General features: G+C 68.4%; 11 protein-coding genes. All 11 read left to right on the forward strand.

Annotated elements, in window-relative coordinates:
* The first annotated feature begins 1 nt into the window (after nucleotide 1).
* From FJX73_00475 to FJX73_00525, 11 genes are read left to right on the forward strand one after another with little or no spacing between them, the layout of a single operon-like run.
* The gene (locus tag FJX73_00475; GenBank protein ID MBM3469258.1) at nucleotides 2-5,173 is read left to right on the forward strand and encodes an FAD-dependent oxidoreductase; all 5,172 of its coding nucleotides are present in this window, start codon (nucleotides 2-4) and stop codon (nucleotides 5,171-5,173) included.
* A 43-nt stretch (nucleotides 5,174-5,216) separates the two neighbouring features.
* Nucleotides 5,217-5,633, forward strand: a complete 417-nt coding sequence (locus tag FJX73_00480) for a hydrogenase iron-sulfur subunit (protein ID MBM3469259.1) — start codon at nucleotides 5,217-5,219, stop codon at nucleotides 5,631-5,633.
* Nucleotides 5,630-7,009, forward strand: coding sequence for a hypothetical protein (locus FJX73_00485; protein ID MBM3469260.1), 1,380 nt, complete (start codon nucleotides 5,630-5,632; stop codon nucleotides 7,007-7,009). Before FJX73_00480 ends, FJX73_00485 begins: the two co-directional genes overlap by 4 nt.
* A 16-nt stretch (nucleotides 7,010-7,025) precedes the next feature.
* Nucleotides 7,026-7,652 carry a cyclodeaminase/cyclohydrolase family protein gene (locus FJX73_00490; GenBank protein ID MBM3469261.1) on the forward strand — a complete coding sequence of 209 codons (627 nt, stop codon included), beginning with the start codon at nucleotides 7,026-7,028 and terminating at the stop codon, nucleotides 7,650-7,652.
* 6 nt (nucleotides 7,653-7,658) lie between these two features.
* Complete coding sequence (locus FJX73_00495; protein MBM3469262.1) at nucleotides 7,659-8,582, forward strand: bifunctional 5,10-methylenetetrahydrofolate dehydrogenase/5,10-methenyltetrahydrofolate cyclohydrolase; 924 nt, start codon at nucleotides 7,659-7,661, stop codon at nucleotides 8,580-8,582.
* A gap of 2 nt (nucleotides 8,583-8,584) precedes the next feature.
* On the forward strand, nucleotides 8,585-9,130 hold the full coding sequence (locus FJX73_00500; protein ID MBM3469263.1) for an NAD(P)H-dependent oxidoreductase subunit E: 546 nt from the start codon (nucleotides 8,585-8,587) through the stop codon (nucleotides 9,128-9,130).
* Complete coding sequence (locus tag FJX73_00505) at nucleotides 9,127-10,728, forward strand: NADH-quinone oxidoreductase subunit F (GenBank protein ID MBM3469264.1); 1,602 nt, start codon at nucleotides 9,127-9,129, stop codon at nucleotides 10,726-10,728. The genes FJX73_00500 and FJX73_00505 overlap by 4 nt, the downstream gene beginning before the upstream one ends.
* 4 nt (nucleotides 10,729-10,732) lie before the next feature.
* Nucleotides 10,733-11,866: a 2Fe-2S iron-sulfur cluster binding domain-containing protein gene (locus tag FJX73_00510; protein ID MBM3469265.1), complete on the forward strand. Its 1,134-nt coding sequence runs from the start codon at nucleotides 10,733-10,735 to the stop codon at nucleotides 11,864-11,866.
* 48 nt (nucleotides 11,867-11,914) lie between these two features.
* Nucleotides 11,915-13,633, forward strand: a complete 1,719-nt coding sequence (locus FJX73_00515; GenBank protein MBM3469266.1) for a formate dehydrogenase subunit alpha — start codon at nucleotides 11,915-11,917, stop codon at nucleotides 13,631-13,633.
* A 9-nt stretch (nucleotides 13,634-13,642) separates the two neighbouring features.
* Entirely contained in the window at nucleotides 13,643-15,523 is a 1,881-nt protein-coding gene (locus tag FJX73_00520) for a HAMP domain-containing protein (GenBank protein MBM3469267.1), read from the forward strand.
* Entirely contained in the window at nucleotides 15,520-16,185 is a 666-nt protein-coding gene (locus tag FJX73_00525) for a response regulator transcription factor (GenBank protein MBM3469268.1), read from the forward strand. Before FJX73_00520 ends, FJX73_00525 begins: the two co-directional genes overlap by 4 nt.
* Nucleotides 16,186-16,208 lie beyond the last annotated feature (23 nt).

The following is a 16,208-nucleotide window of genomic DNA, read 5'->3' on the forward strand; positions in this document are numbered from 1 at the left end:
GGTGATTCAGCGTGACGCGCTGGACCGGTGCGCCCTGTTCGGAGGGCTCGGCCCGTCGGCCCGCGACCTGGTGGCCTCGCTTGGGACCGTGGTCTCTTTTGAGGCCGGTGAGCGCATCTTCTCCGAGGGTGAGGAGGCGCGCGACTTCTACGTGATCCATGAGGGTCGGGTGGCCCTGGAAATGCGGGCCCCTGAGCAGGGAGAGGAACTGCCCAGGTCGGTGGTCGTGTCCGTGCTGGGCGCAGGCGAGAGTCTTGGCTGGTCCGCCCTGGTGCCGCCCTTCGTGCTGACGATGTCCGCGGTGTGCGTGGAGCCCGCGGTTCTCGTCGCCATCAGCGGTCCTGTTCTGCGTCGGCTGATGTCTCTGGACTGGGAGATTGGCTACCCCATCATGGCCGGGCTGGTGGATCTGGTTGAGTACCGGATGGCGAACATCCGGACCCGACTGACGCAGATGCAGGCCGTGGCCACCCATGATCTGCGCTCTCCCGCTGCCAGGGTGACAACCTACCTGGAGGCCATGCTGGCCGGAACTGCCGGCGACCTGACCGAGGATCAGCGGCACATCCTGGAGCGCTGCCGCCAGCGGTTGGCGGACCAGATCGAGTTGCTGGACCGCCTGGTGCGCGTCTCCCCGCCCGTGGCTGAGGAGCGCGGCGCGGGAGTGCCGCCAGCGCCGACGGCCCCGGCCGCCGGCCCGGTTGGGAAAGCGGAGGCGACCGGGGCGACCGATGAGTCCTCCGGCACTCCCGTTGGCGCCGCGATGGTGGTTGGCGGAGGGATCGCCGGGATACAGGCCGCGCTGGATCTGGCCGATGCCGGTATCAAGGTGCACCTGGTGGAGCGCGGCCCGGCCATCGGCGGCCGCATGGCAACGCTCGACAAGACTTTCCCCACGAACGACTGCGCGATGTGCATCCTGTCACCCAAACTCTCCGGCGTCAGGCTTCATCCCAACATAGAGATACACACATTGGCCGGGTTAGAGGGCCTGGAGGGAAGCGCAGGCGATCTCCGTGCGACCATCCGGCACCGCCCGCGCTTCGTGGACCTGCTTCGATGCACCGCGTGCGGGGACTGCGCCACGGCGTGTCCGATAGGCGTGCCCAGCGAGTTCAACGCCGCGCTGGCACCACGTACCGCGATCTACCGCTCCTATGCCCAGGCAGTCCCAGGCGCCTACGCCATTGACAAGCGAGGTACCGCGCCCTGCCGCGACGCCTGCCCCATTCACCAGCGGGCGCAGGGGTACGCGGCGCTGGTGGCTCAGGGGCGCTATGAAGAGGCGTTCCGCGTAATCCGGATGGAGAACCCCTTCCCCGGGATCTGCGGCCGCGTCTGCAACCACCGGTGCGAGGACGCCTGCTCCCGCGGCCTAGTGGACGGCCCTGTTAACCTCGCGGCGCTGAAGCGGTTCGTCGCGGATTGGGCGTATGCCCGGCCGCGGGAGCCCGAGGCGCGGATCGATCCGGTGCACACCGAGCGCGTGGCCGTCGTGGGTTCAGGCCCTGCCGGTCTTGCCGCCGCCCGCGATCTTGCGGTCAAGGGGTACCGGGTGACCATGTTCGAGGCCCTTCCCGTAGCCGGCGGCATGATGCGGGTGGGAATCCCGGAGCACCGCCTGCCCACGCCGATCATCGAGAGGGAGATCGCCGACATAACCGACCTGGGCGTTGAGATCCGATGCAACAGCCGGGTGTCGCACGTGCGCGACCTGTTTTCCGAAGGGTTCAACGCCATCTTCCTGGCCACGGGCGCCCACAGGGCCCGGAAGCTTCCCATTCCCGGGGCAGACCTACCGGGCGTGCTGGTCAGTACCGACGTGCTGCAGAACGCCCGGCTGGGCCAGCCCGTGTCGATAGGCCGGCGGGTGCTCGTCCTGGGAGGAGGCAACGTCGGTTTCGACGTGGCCAGGACATGCGCGCGGCTGGGTGCCGAGGTGCACGTGGCCTGCCCAGAGGCGCGCGAGGCGATGCCGGCCCACGCCTGGGAGATCGCCGCGGCCGAGGAAGAGGGCGTCAAGGTCCATCCCGCTACGTCTTTCGTCCGGGTGCTGGAACGGAACGGCCGCGCCGCGGGCCTGGAGTGCCGGAAGGTACGTTCCATGCGCTTCGACGAGGCGCGGCGCCTGCACCTCGACCTCGTCGAGGGCAGCGAGCACGTGCTGGAGGCGGACACGGTCATCTTCGCGATCGGCCTGGCGCCGCAGACCGAGATCACCTCCGGCCTGCCTGGCGTCGCCACCACAGCGTGGGGAACGTTGCAGGTGGAAGCGGACTCTCAGTCCGCGGGCTACCCTGGTCTGTTCGCCGGCGGTGACCTGGTTACCGGTACGGCGTTCGTGGTGGACGCGATCGCAGCCGGAGCGCGGGCAGCGCGCGGCATCCATGCCTATCTGCGCGGGGCGGTCCTGGAACCGGACCCCCTGGCCCCGGTGGCCAAGCTCACCCTGGACGAGGTCGAGGATCGGTTGCTGCGCGGGCAGATACGGTTGCAGGCGCGCTTCGGCGTCCACGAGCTCCCTCCGGGAGTGCGGCGCGCCTCGTTCGTCGAGGTGGACGAGGGGTTGACCGAGGAGGAGGCGCGTCAGGAAGCCGCGCGCTGCCTGGCCTGCGGCGTATGCGCCGAGTGTCTGGCGTGCGTGCAGGCGTGCCGCCGCGAGGCGATCAACCATGCCGAGACCGAACGCGTAAATACGCTCCGCGTCGGCGCAGTGGTACTGGCGCCTGGCATCGAGCCGTTCGATGCGGCGCACGCGGAGGCCTACGGCGTGGGCCGCTTCCCGAACGTCCTGACCGGGCCGCAGTTCGAGCGGCTCCTCTCCGCGTCAGGACCGACGCAGGGCCACGTCACCCGACCCTCCGACGGCGCGGAACCCCGCAGGATCGCCTTCCTGCAGTGCGTGGGCTCGCGCGACCAGCAGAACCGCTACTGCTCCTCGGTGTGCTGCATGTACGCAACCAAGGAGGCCATCCTGGCCAGAGAGCACCTTCCCGAGGCCGAGTGCACGATCTACTACGCGGATCTGCGCGCCTTCGGCAAGGGCTTCGATGCCTACCTCGAACGGGCCAGGAGCAACGGTGTGCGCTACATGCGCACCCGCGTGGCGTCTCTTCGTGAGGACCCGCACACCCGGTCGCTCGTCTTCAGGGTGGAGGAGAACGGGGTTGTGCGCGAGGAAGAGGCCGACCTGGTCGTCCTGGCGGTGGGTTTGACCCCGCCCAGGGACGCGGACGCGCTGGCGCGTGCCGCGGGAATAGCGCTCAACGAGCACGGATTCGCCGCCACGGTACCCTCCGCGCCCATGGAGACCAGCCGGCCCGGCGTGTTCGTGGCCGGCGGGTTCCGCGGGCCCAAGGACATCCCTGACTCTGTGGTGGACGGCAGCGGCGCGGCCGCCGCAGCGATGGCCGTCATCGGGTCGGCCCGGGGAACCCAGATCGTTCCCAAGGTCTATCCTCCTGAGATGCTGCTGGATCCGGAACCGCGGGTCGGCGTGTTTGTATGCCACTGCGGGTCGAACATCGCCGGCGTGGTGGACGTGGTCGGCCTGGCCGACCACGCCAGGACGCTGCCGGGCGTGGTACTGGCCGAGACGTCGCTCTATACCTGCTCGGCCGATACCCTGATTCGCATAAAGGAGGCAATAATCGAGGAGCACCTCAACCGGGTGGTGGTGGCGAGCTGCACACCGCGTACGCACGAACCCATCTTCCGGGAGACGCTGCGCGAGGCAGGGCTCAACCCCTACCTGTTTGAGATGGCCAACATCCGCGACCAGTGCAGCTGGGTGCACCGGGATGATCCCTCTGGCGCCACGGAGAAGGCGCATGCGCTGATCGCAGGTGCGGTCGCCCGGGCCGGCCGCCTGGCCCCGCTGCACAAGGTGCTGGTGCCGATGCGAAACGAGGCGCTGGTGATAGGCGGAGGCGTGGCAGGCCTGACCGCCGGCCTCAACCTGGCCGAGCAGGGATTCCCGGTGGTGCTGGTGGAGAGGTCACCGGCGTTGGGTGGCCGCCTGCGCTCACCCCTCCTGACATGGGGCGGCGCTCCGGCCGCGGATTCGCTGCGGGAGTTGGTCGAGCGGGTGACCGGCCATCCGCGCGTGAGGGTGATGACCGGATGCAGGATCGTTTCATCCCACGGCACGGTCGGCAACTTCGAAACCACCGTGGCAGGCCCGGATGGCGAGCACAGATTCGGGCACGGGGTGACCGTCATCGCCACCGGCCTTCAGGAGTGGAAGCCCACTGCCTACGGGGCCGGTGAGGACGCACGCGTGGCGACGCTCTCGGAGTTTGAGGCGCGCCTCATGACAGGCGGCGGGCCGCCCGCGGAAACACCGGAATCGGTGGTCATGCTGTTGTGCGCCGGCCCCTGGGACCGCATGCCCTTCTACTGCAGCCGTACCTGCTGCGCCCAGTCCCTTGCGGCCGCGCTGGCGTTCAAGCGCGCGAACCCCGAGGTTCCGGTTACGGTCATCGCCCGCGAGATCCGAACCTACGGGTTCACCGAGGAGCTGTACACCCAGGCGCGGGAGGCCGGGGTCGTGGTGTTCCGCCACTCGGCCGAAGAGCCCCCGCAGATCACGCGCTCTCCCGAGGCCCTCAGCGTCACCGTGCGGGACCAGGCGCTCGGCGAGGAGATCACCCTGGACGCTGGCTTGCTCGTGGTGGCGCCGGCTCAGGTGCCCTCGGACGGCGCGTCCGACCTTACCACGATCTTCAAGGTGCCGGCGTCCGCGGATGGCTTCTTCCTGGAGGCCCATGTGAAGTTGCGGCCGGCGGAGTTCGCCAGCGAGGGGCTGTTCCTCTGCGGCGGCGCCCATTACCCCAAGCCGCTTGACGAGGCGATCGCCCAGTCCCTGGCATCGGCGGCCCGGGCCAGCACCCTGTTGTGGCGCGACAGCCTGGAGGTCGGCGGCGTCGTCGCCGCGGTGGATCGCGACCGCTGCACAACCTGCCTGACCTGCCTCCGAGTGTGCGCCTATGACGCCATGTCGTTTGATGCCGACGGCATCGCCGTCATCGAGCCCACCCGCTGCCAGGGCTGCGGCCTGTGCGTGGCGGCATGTCCGGGCAGCGCGCTCAGTCTGGGACACTACTCGCGAGACCAGATGCTGGCCAAGATCGCCGCGCTGCTGGGCGAGATGGAGGTAGTTCGTGTCAACTGACGTTGCCCCGGTCCCGGCGGAGATCGAGGCCGCTCCGGCCGCGGTGGAGATCGTGGCCTTCTGCTGCTTCTACTGCGCCTACGCCGCGGCCGACCTGGCGGGCGTGATGCGCCTGGCCTATCCGCCCAACGTGAAGGTGATACTGCTGCCGTGCACCGGCGGAATTGACTCGATCTACATCCTGCGCGCCTTCGAGGCCGGGGCCGACGGGGTGTTCGTGGCAGGGTGCCTGGAAGGGCAGTGCCACTACCAGGTGGGCAACTACCACGCCAAGGCGCGTGTCCGATACCTCAAGGAGCGCCTCGACGAGGTAGGCATCGGTGGGCAGCGCCTGGAGATGTTCAATCTCTCCTCGGCCCAGGGCCCGCGGTTTGCCGAGATAGCCCGAGAGATGACCGAGCGCATTACCGCGCTGGGCCCGACGCCGATCAGGCGGGCCCGGATCGGAGCGGACCCGTGACGAGGTCAACAATAGCCCGTTCAGTGACCCGTTCCACGCTTGCCCACGAGGTCCGGCAGGAGAGCGGCCAGGATCTTCCGCTCTGCTTCCAGTGCAAGGTCTGTACCAGCGGATGCCCGCTGGCCGCGGAGATGGACCTGGCGCCTCACGCCGCGATGCGCGCGCTGCAGCTTGGGGTTGACGAGCGGTTGCTGAGGGGCAACACCTTCTGGTTGTGCGCCTCCTGTCAGGCGTGCACGGCGCGCTGCCCCCAGGGGATTGACGTGGCCCGCGTCATGGATGCGCTCCGGATCGTCGCCGCGCGGCGGAGGGTTCCAGCGCGCCCCCCCGAGGCGCTGATCTTCACGCAGGCCGCGGTTCGTAGCATCCGCCTGTTTGGGCGCCTGTTCGAGGCGGGTGTGGGAGCAGAGGTCAATCTCCGGATGCGCCAGCCGCTCCGCCAGGGGAAGTTCGCGCTTCGATTGATGAAGGCGGGCAAGCTTCGACTGGTGCCCGACCTGCCAGGTCGCCCTTCGGGTAGACAGGCGGACGCGGGCGAGATCGCATACTACCCCGGGTGCGCGCTGCACGCCAGCGCAAGGGAGTACGATACCTCCACACGCGGGGTTGCCGCGGCCCTCGGTGTGCGGCTGCGCGAGATCAGCGGGTGGCGCTGCTGCGGGGCCAGCGCGGCGCACCAGACCTCCGCCGATCTTGCCCTGGAACTGCCGCTGGCCAACCTGAGCCTCGCGGCCCGGGCAGGGCACGCAGCCGTAACCGCGCCCTGCGTCGCCTGCTTCTCCCGGCTGCGCCATGCCCAGGTGGAAGGAGCAGACCGGGCGCCGCAGGCGCTGCGCGTGCAGCACCTGCTGCACACCTTCCTGGAAGGCGGGCTGGAATCGGTCCGTGCCAGGGTCAAGCGGCCGCTACGAGGCATGCGGGTGGCCTGCTACTACGGCTGCCTGCTCACGCGGCCGCCGGCGATCACCGGAGCCGAACGGCCGGAGTATCCGATGGAGATGGATCGGTTGATATCAGCGCTGGGCGGGGTGCCGGTCCCCTGGTCGTACAAGACCGAGTGCTGCGGCGCAGGGCACGCCATCGTGCGCCCGCAACTCGTGATCGAACTAACCGGACGAATCTTGCGGGACGCTCAGGGCGCCGGCGCCGAGGCGCTGGCGGTGGCCTGCCCTCTGTGTCACAACAACCTGGACGCCAGGCAGGACGAGGCGGCACACGCCGCCGGGCTGCCCCCCATGCCGGCCTTCTACTTCACGCAACTGATGGCACTGGCGTTCGGCCTCAAGGAGCACGCCGCGGGCCTGAAGGGTCTGATGACCGATCCGCGCCCGCTACTCCAGATGCGGGGGCTGACAGACAGCGGCGCCGAGATCTGATCACAGGGAGGTAGACATGTACCCGGAGACGCCAATCAATGAGTTCCTATCGAAGCTCGCATCTGCCGCCCCGGAGCCGGGCGGCGGAGCCGCGGCCGCGTTGACCGCGGCCACCGGTGCTGCTCTGGTCAGCATGGTGGCCAACCTGACAGTGGGGAGAGAGAAGTACGCGGCGGTCCAGGCGGAGATGGAGCAGGCCAGGGATAGGGCCGACGCGCTGCGAGGAGAGTTCCTGGAGGCCATTGACAAGGACGCCGAGTCTTTCCGGCGGGTGATGGATACCTACAAGCTGCCCCGAGAGACCGAGGAGCAGAAGGCCATTCGCAAGGCCGCGATACAGCAGGCCCTGCGCGAGGCCTCCGAGATCCCGGCCGGCGTGATCCACCTGTGCGAGGAGGTGGCACGCCTGAGCAAGGTCGTGACCGAGAAGGGCAACGTGCAGCTGATCACCGACGCCGCCATCGCGGCGCTGCTGGCCGACTCAGGGGCCCAGAGCGCCGCGCTCAACGTCAAGATCAACCTGGGCCCCATCGGCGATCCCGCGTTCACCGATTCGCTGTGGGCAGAGATCCGGGCCACGCTCGAGGGCATATGTGCGGTGCGCGACGAGGTCCTCAAGATCACCTACGAGAGGCTCGGGTGAGCGCCGATGGCAGAGATCATTGACGGCAACACTATCGCCGAGGAGATCAAGTCCGAGCTCAAGGCCGAGATCGCGCGGATGCAGGCGTCCGGGCGCAATCCGGGCGTGGCCACGCTTCTGGTCGGAGATGACTACGGCGCGAAGATGTACCGGCGGCAGGTAGAGCGCACCGCGGCAGAGATAGGGCTTGCCTACAGGGACGTCTCGCTCCCGGCAGAGGCCACCCTGGAGGACGTCGTCAGTGCGATGCGCGCGCTCAACCTGGACCCGATGGTGCACGGCATCCTGCCGCTGCGGCCGTTCCCCAAGGGTATGCCTGAGGCGCCCGTGCTCGAAGCCCTGGATCCGGCCAAGGACATTGATTGCTTGCATGCGATCAACGCCGGCCGGCTGTCACTGGGGCAGCCCCTGGTCTACCCGGCTACCCCGTGGGCCTGTTATGTCCTGCTGGAGAGGTTCTACGCCCACAAGGGTTTGGACCCGAAGACGGCGTTCGAGGGCAAGGACCTGGTCATCGTGGGGCGCAGCAACATCGTGGGCAAGCCCGCCTACTTCCTGGCGCTGGAGCGAAACGCGACGACCACCACCGTGCACTCTTTTACCTCTCGGGCCGGCACGCTGCCCGCGCACACGCGCAGGGCCGACATCCTCATCGTCGCCATGGGCAAGGCCGAGTTCATCACCGCAGAGATGGTCAAGCCGGGCGCCATCGTCGTGGACGTGGGCATCAACATGAAGCCGGTTCTGGACGGCGCAGGCCAGCCGGTGCTGGACGACCGCGGCCGCCCCAAGCGCAAGACGGTGGGCGACGTTGCCTTCGACGAGGTCCGGGAGGTCGCCGGTGCCATCACTCCGGTCCCGGGCGGGGTCGGGTCGGTCACCAACATGCTGCTCATGCGCAACGTGGTTCGGGCCGCGGGGAGGGCCTGATTATGCCCTCTGCCGCTTCGGGCGCCACGGCCCGGCCGCGCAAGGCCGTATACCTAGGCGATCCGCTGGCCGAACCTCCGCCGCCCGAGCTGCTGGCCATCCTGGAGCGTCACCGGGGCCGCGGCGATGTGCTGGTGACCGTACTGCAACAGATCCAGGCGCAGTACGGCTACCTCCCAGAGCGTTCCATGCGGCACGCCTCCAGGGAGCTGAGCATTCCCCTGGCGCGCCTGTACGGTGTGGCGACGTTCTACAACCAGTTCCGCTTCACGCCACCGGGCCGCATCCAGTTGCAGGTGTGCTGCGGCACGGCCTGCCACGTCGGGGGCGCTCCGGCAATCGTGGAGAGGCTGAAGTCGCAATTGCAGATCGCGGAGAACCAGACGACCCCGGACGGCATGTTCACGCTCCAGACCGTCTTCTGCGTCGGTTGCTGCAGCCTGGCCCCGGTCGTCATCGCCAGCGGCGCGGCACACGGCCGCATGACGCCGGGAGGAGCAGAGAGCCTGGTGCGCGATCTGGGTGCGGCAGAGGAGGGCCGTCCGTGAGGTCCACGGTCAAGGTCGGGACTTCCACATGTGGCCTGGCCACAGGAGCCGAGGCCACCTTCCGTGCCCTGCAAGAGGTGGTGTCAGAGGCCGGGCTGGCGGTCTCGACCCAGCGTACGGGCTGCCTTGGCGCGTGCCACCGCGAACCTCTGGTGGAGATCGTTGTGGGCGGCGCGCACGCGCTCTACGGCCCTGTCACCGCCGACCGGGCGCGGCCCCTGCTGGAAGGGCACTTCGCTCTACATGGAGCACCTCTGCCACCGGAGGACTGGGTTGTCAGCCGCACCCCCGATCGTCGCGACTACGCCTTCTTTGCCCCGCAGGTGAAGGTGACCACGGCCAACTGCGGGGTCATAGATCCGCTCTCACTGGAAGACTACCTCGCGGCCGGAGGCTACGAAGGACTGCGCCGGGCGCTGGCGATGTCACCCGAGGCCGTCGTCGCAGCCGTCACTGAAAGCCGCCTGCGGGGACGGGGAGGAGCGGGCTACCCCACGGGTCTCAAGTGGAAGATCTGCCGCAGCCAGCCAGATCCGCTGAAGTACCTGGTCTGCAATGCCGACGAGGGAGACCCCGGCGCGTTCATGGACCGGACCCTCGTCGAGAGCGATCCGCACCGTGTCCTGGAGGGCATGATCATCGCGGCATACGCGATCGGGGCGCGGTGGGGATATGCGTACGTTCGGGCCGAGTATCCCCTCGCGGTCAAGCACCTGGAAGCGGCGATCGCGCACGCCCGCGACGCGGGCTACCTCGGGACCGATATCCTGGGCTCCGGGGTAGATTTCGATGTGATCGTCAAGGAAGGGGCCGGCGCGTTCGTGTGTGGGGAAGAGACGGCGCTGATGCACTCGATCGAAGGCCGGCGGGGAACGCCCCGCATGCGCCCGCCGTATCCCGCCGCGTCAGGGCTGTGGGGGCATCCGACGAACATCAACAACGTCGAGTCCTATGCCAGCGTACCGAGCATCATGACGGGCGGCGCCGAATGGTTCTCGGGCTTGGGAACGTCCGAGAGCGGAGGAACCAAGACCTTTGCCCTTGCCGGCGCGATCCAGCGCACCGGTCTGGTGGAGGTACCCATCGGTGTGACCCTGAGGCAGGTGATCTTCGACGTCGGGGGCGGCATCCGAGACGGGCGCAGCTTCAAAGCGGTGCAGATCGGCGGGCCCTCGGGCGGGTGTCTTCCGGAGCACCTGCTGGATACACCCGTGGACTACGGTCCGCTGCGGGCCACAGGCGCCATCATGGGCTCCGGCGGAATGGTCGTGGTGGACGATACCACCTGCATGGTGGACCTTGCCCGATACTTCCTGAGCTTCACGCAGGACGAGTCTTGTGGCAAGTGCATTCCCTGCCGGATTGGAACCCGCAAGATGCTCGGTATCCTCACCAAGATCACCAGGGGCGAGGGCGACGCTGCCGATCTTGACCGCCTGCAGCAGGTGGCGCACACCATCCACACCACCTCGCTCTGTGGGTTGGGCCAGACAGCGCCCAACCCGGTGCTGACCACCCTGCGGTACTTCCGGGACGAGTACGCGGCGCACATCCACGACCGGCACTGCCCGGCGGGGACGTGCACTGCATTGAGGTGACGACATGGTGACGTTGACCATTGACGGGAGGAAGGTCGAGGCGGGAGCGGGCTCTACGGTGCTCGACGCCGCGCTGGCCGCCGGGATCGAAATCCCCCGCCTGTGCCATCACCCTGAGCTGACACCCTGGGGCGGGTGCCGGCTCTGCCTGGTGGAGGTGGAGGGGCAGCAGGGGTCGGTTCCGAGTTGTGGCCTGGCTGCCGCCGACGGCCTGGTGGTCACCACCAACAGCGAGCAACTCACGGCGCAGCGGCGCGAGGTGCTCGATCTGCTGCTGTCAGACCACCCCCTGAACTGCGTCGTCTGCGAAAAGGCGGGCGCCTGCGATCTGCAGCGCTATGCCTACGAGTTTGGCATCTCCGAGAGCAGCCACGAGAAGGAGATCGCGCGCAAGCTCTACCAGGACGAGAACGCATTTCTCGTGCGGGATCATCAGTACTGCATCCTGTGCACGCGCTGCGTGCGCGTCTGCGACGAGGTCGTGGGTGCCAGCGCGATCGAGGTGGCGCAGCGTGGATTCGGGGCGTTGGTGGCCACACCGTTCGACGCGCCGCTCGTGGACACGCCCTGCACCTTCTGTGGCAACTGCGTCCAGCTCTGCCCGACCGCCGCGCTGGTGCCGGTGGATCGCATCGGCAAGGGCCGCGAGTGGGACCTGACCCGCACACGCACGATCTGCCCGTACTGCGGCACGGGCTGTGGGATCGAGGTGGCCACTCGCGGCGGCGAGGTTGTGTCCGTCTCAGGCTACGGCGCGCCGGCCAACGGCGAGTTCCTCTGCACCAAGGGCCGGTTTGGCCTCGGGTTCGTGGGGCACCCGGACCGGCTGCGGCGGCCACTGGTCCGGCGCGATCTGGCCTACTCCATGGGACTCGTCGACACGCCCCCGCCCGTGGCGCTCGGCCGCTCCCCGCTGGGCCGCGCGCCCGCGGCGGGCGAGACGCACGTCGAGGTGGACTGGGAGGTCGCCCTGGACCTGGTCGCCGATCGCCTGGCCGCGATCGTGAAGGAATCAGGCCCTGACTCCTTTGCCGGAATCGGCTCGGCCCTCTGCACCAACGAGGACAACTACGTCTTCCAGAAGCTGGTGCGCGGGGTCATAGGCACCAACAACGTGGATCTCTGCGCCAGGCTCTGACACGCTCCCTCGGTGGCCGGTCTGGCCGCCGCCTTCGGAAGTGGAGCAATGACCAACAGCATCAAGGAGATCCGTGACGCCAATTGCATCCTGGTCATAGGATCGAACACCGGCGAGGCGCACCCGGTCATCTCCTACGAGGTGGTCAGGGCGACGAGGCGCGGGGCGACGCTGATCGTGATTGATCCCAGGAAGATCAGCCTGACCCGCCACGCTGCGCTCCACCTGCGGCCGGCGCAGGGTACCGACCATGCGCTCTACCTGGGCATGCTGAACGCCATCGTGACCCGCGGATGGCTCGACCAGGAGTTTGTTGCCGCGCGCACCGAGGGATTCGGGGCGCTGGCCGCCCACCTCGAGGCCTGGACCCCGGAGGTCGCGGCCGCGGCGTGCGGCGTGCCCGCCGGGCAGATCGTCGAGGCAGCCCGGCTCTACGCGTTGGGGTTGCGCCGGACCGCGGCGGAGGGCGGCCAGAACGCGCCGCCGCGCGGGGCGTCTACCATTCTCTACGGGATGGGAATAACCGAGCGCTCCAACGGCACCGAACTTGTCAAGACGCTGGCGAACCTGGCCATGGTGACCGGGCAGATCGGCCGTCCCTCCACCGGGGTCAACCCGCTGCGGGGGCAGGTGAACGTGCAGGGCGGGTGCGACATGGGCTCGCTGCCCAACGTCTATCCTGGATACCAGCAGGCCGCCGACCCTGCGGTGCGCGCCAAGTTCGCGCGGGCCTGGGCGCTGCGGCAGTCCAAGGCCGGCCGGGATCTGACCATGCCCGAGGCGCCCGGACTAACCTTCATCGAGATGGTCCGGGCCGCGGCCGATGGGCGGATCCGGGCGATGTACATCATGGGCGAGAACCTCATGATGACCAACCCCGACGCGACCCTGATGGAGCGGGCGATGCGCTCGCTCGAGTTCCTGGTGGTCCAGGAGATCTTCCTGACCGAGACCGCCCAGCTGGCGCACGTCGTGCTGCCAGCGGCCTCGTTTGCGGAGAAGAGCGGTACCTTCACGAACACCGAACGGCGCGTGCAACTCGCCCGCCCCTTTGCCCCTCCGCCTGGTGAGGCACGGCCCGACTGGGCAATCCTCTGCGAGGTGGGCCGCCGTCTGGGCCGGCGGCTCCGCCGCCCCCTGCGCTGGGACTACGGTTCGGCGGCCGAGGTCATGCGCGAGGTCGCCGCGTTGTGCCCGATCTTCGGTGGCATCACCCACGAGCGGCTGGAGGCCGCGGGGCTGCAGTGGCCGTGCCCGACCCCTGAGCACCCTGGGACGCTCTTCCTGCACGCGGGGCAGTTCTCGCGGGGCAGGGGGCGGTTCCACGTGACGTCCCCGGCACGCCCGTTCGAACCCACCGATGACGCCTACCCGCTGGTGCTTTCCACCGGCCGAATCCTGTACCATTACAACGGCGGACCCATGACGCGGCGGGCCGGGCCCCTGGACTGGCGCGAGCCGAGGGCCTACGCACAGATCCACACCGAGGATGCCGCGCGCGCCGGCGTGCGCGACGGCCAGGCGTGTTTGATAAGCAGCAGGCGCGGCAGCATCCGCGTCCAGGCCCGGGTGGGAGATGTTGTCCCTGTGGGGATGATCTACGTGCCGTTCCATTTCCGCGAGGCCGCGGCCAACCTGCTCACCCATGCCGACGGGCTGGACGCCGGTGCCAAGACACCTGAGTTCAAGTTCGCGGCGGTGCGCCTCGAACGGCTGCGGGCCGAGCGTTCGGGCGCTGCCGGGGGGTCGCATCCGCCGCCGGAGTAGGCCAAACGCATGCGGCTTCACCTTAAGATCTCCCTATGGACCGTTGCCATTCTCGTGGTGGTGGGCGGGATCTCGGTCTATGCCCTCTACGCCTTCCAGCGCCGCGCCTCGATCCAGCAGTTCGAGATCATGGCGCACACGCTCAAGACGACCATCCTCAACAGTCTAGAGATCACGATGGTGCGCAACAACCAGGAAGAGATGCGCGAGATCATCCGCCTGATTAAGCGCGAGGACATGATCCGTGATGTGACCATCTACTCGCGAGAAGGCCGCGTGTGGGCCTCGTCGGGAGTTCGGACCGAGGTGCCTGCGCGGGAGGCAGACGCGCTCCAGAGGGCGGCCGGCGGCCAGACACACCTTACCGTGGAGGACCAGGGCGCGGGCGAGATAGCGGTACTGACGCCGGTGTTCAACAAGCCGGCGTGCCACGCCTGCCATGCCGCCGATCCACCGGTCCTGGGTGTGATTAGCGTCTCCCTCTGGACGGAGCCCATCGCCGGCCAACTACGAAGCAGCGCTCAACTGCTGGCCGGATTTGTGGCCTTCACCTTTCTGCTGGCACTGGGTACCCTGAGCCTGCTTTTGGGCAGGCTCGTGCTGGACCCACTGGCGGCCATGGTCACCGCGGTGCGGCAGGTAGCGGGCGGACAGTACAGCGCCCGCGTTGCGGTGCGGGGGCGGGATGAGCTCGGTGTGCTTGCCGGATCGGTGAACGAGATGGCGGAGCGCATAGACCATTACACCGCGGCCCTGAACACGCAGATCGGCGACCTAACCGAGCGGCTGGCAAGTCTGGGGATCTGCGGACGCGCCCTGACCGGTGCTTCGGACCTCTCGGCGGCCATGGGCGACATGACGCGGGGCCTGCGGGACGTGCTGCGGGCCGACCTGGCCGCGGTGTACCTGCACGACGACCGCCTCCTCCGACTGACCTGCCGGTCCGGCGAAGGCCACCTGCCGGACCGGGTGCTGTTCGGAGAGGGTGCGGTAGGAGGCGCCGCGGCGCTGCGCCGGTTGGTGCAGCTGCCCGGTACCGAGCACGGCGCCACCCTCGCCGCCCCGCTGCTCATCAAGGACAGCCTGCTCGGTGTCCTCTTGGTCGCGCGCCAGCCCACGTGGCCGTTCGTCGAGGCGGATGTGAGCCTGATGGCCACCCTGTCCAACCAGCTCGCGATCACCATGGAGAACGTGCGGCTCTTCGAAGAGGTGCGCGCCAAGGAAGCGCACAGGGGAGAACTGCTGAGCAAGTTGATAACGGCCCACGAGGACGAGCGCCGCAGGATAGCCCGCGAGCTCCACGACGAGGTGAGCCAGTCGCTGACCGGCCTGTTGATGGGCATCACGGCGGCCGAGAGTCTCCGGGATCCTGCCGCCGTGCGGCAGCGCATGGACGCGCTCTACGCCTCCACAGAGGCCACCCTTGAGGAGGTTCGGAAGCTCATCTACGATCTGCGCCCGACCGCCCTCGACGACCTGGGCCTGGTCTCGGCGGTCCGCGCCCATGCCCGCGATCTTCTGGAGACCGCGGGCGTGGCCCTGTCGTTCGACGCCTCCGGGTTTGGCCACCGCCGCCTGAGCGCCGCGGTAGAGACCACCGTGTTCCGCGTGGCCCAAGAGGCGATCACCAACGTCGCCCGCCACGCACGGGCGCGTTCGGTTGCGGTGCGATTGGCGCTGAAGGGCGGGATGCTCACGCTGATTGTCGAAGATGACGGCGTGGGTTTTGACCTGGCCGGAGCCGTGGGCCGCCCGCCGGACCGCAGGATGGGTATCCTAGGCATGCAGGAGCGGGCCGCACTGATCGGAGGCGAATTGCACATTGACTCCAAGCGGGAGCACGGGACCCGCGTGGAGCTCACCGCGCGGATACGGGAGGGCGAGGCATGACGGCTGAGCGGGTGCGGGTGCTGATCGTTGACGACCACGCGCTGGTGCGTGAGGGCATCAAGTCGTTGCTGCAGGATGTCCCGGAGATCGAGGTGATAGGTGAAGCCGGGGACGGGTTCGCGGCGATCGAGGAGGCGCGCCGGCTTCGGCCGGACGTCGTGCTGATGGACATCGCCATGCCGCGGATGACCGGGGTGGAGGCCACCAGGCACATTCGGGAAGAGATGTCTGAGGTGCAGGTCGTGGCGTTGACGATTCACGACAACGAGGAGTACCTCTTTCAGATGCTGCGGGCGGGCGCGGCCGGCTACGTGCTCAAGAAGGCGCATCCATCGGAGATGCTCACGGCGATCGAGGCGGCCATGCGTCAGGAGACCTATCTGACGCCGGCGATGGCGAAGGGCCTGGTGTCGGATTACCTGCGGCGCGTCCGCACCGGTGAGGAGCAGATTGTCTACCGCGACCTCACCGACCGTGAGCGCGAGGTGCTCAAGCTCATCGCCGAGGGATACACCAACCCCGAGATAGCCAAACTACTGCACATTAGCGTCAAGACAGTGCAGGCGCACCGCGGGCACATCATGGAGAAGCTCGACCTGCACCGCCCGGCTGCGCTCATCATGTACGCGATCCGCAAGGGGTTGGTCGAGACGGACGGCTAGACAGCCACGTGGTCAAGATGGAG

This window comes from Armatimonadota bacterium (assembly GCA_016869025.1).
Classification (GTDB): domain Bacteria; phylum Sysuimicrobiota; class Sysuimicrobiia; order Sysuimicrobiales; family Humicultoraceae; genus VGFA01.

Coding starts and splice junctions, on each gene's coding strand:
- FJX73_00525 (MBM3469268.1), top strand. CDS start 15,520: ATGACGGCTGAGCGGGTGCGGGTGCTGATCGTTGACGACCACGCGCTG.
- FJX73_00490 (MBM3469261.1), top strand. CDS start 7,026: ATGTACCCGGAGACGCCAATCAATGAGTTCCTATCGAAGCTCGCATCT.
- FJX73_00510 (MBM3469265.1), top strand. CDS start 10,733: ATGGTGACGTTGACCATTGACGGGAGGAAGGTCGAGGCGGGAGCGGGC.
- FJX73_00520 (MBM3469267.1), top strand. CDS start 13,643: ATGCGGCTTCACCTTAAGATCTCCCTATGGACCGTTGCCATTCTCGTG.
- FJX73_00515 (MBM3469266.1), top strand. CDS start 11,915: ATGACCAACAGCATCAAGGAGATCCGTGACGCCAATTGCATCCTGGTC.
- FJX73_00500 (MBM3469263.1), top strand. CDS start 8,585: ATGCCCTCTGCCGCTTCGGGCGCCACGGCCCGGCCGCGCAAGGCCGTA.
- FJX73_00495 (MBM3469262.1), top strand. CDS start 7,659: ATGGCAGAGATCATTGACGGCAACACTATCGCCGAGGAGATCAAGTCC.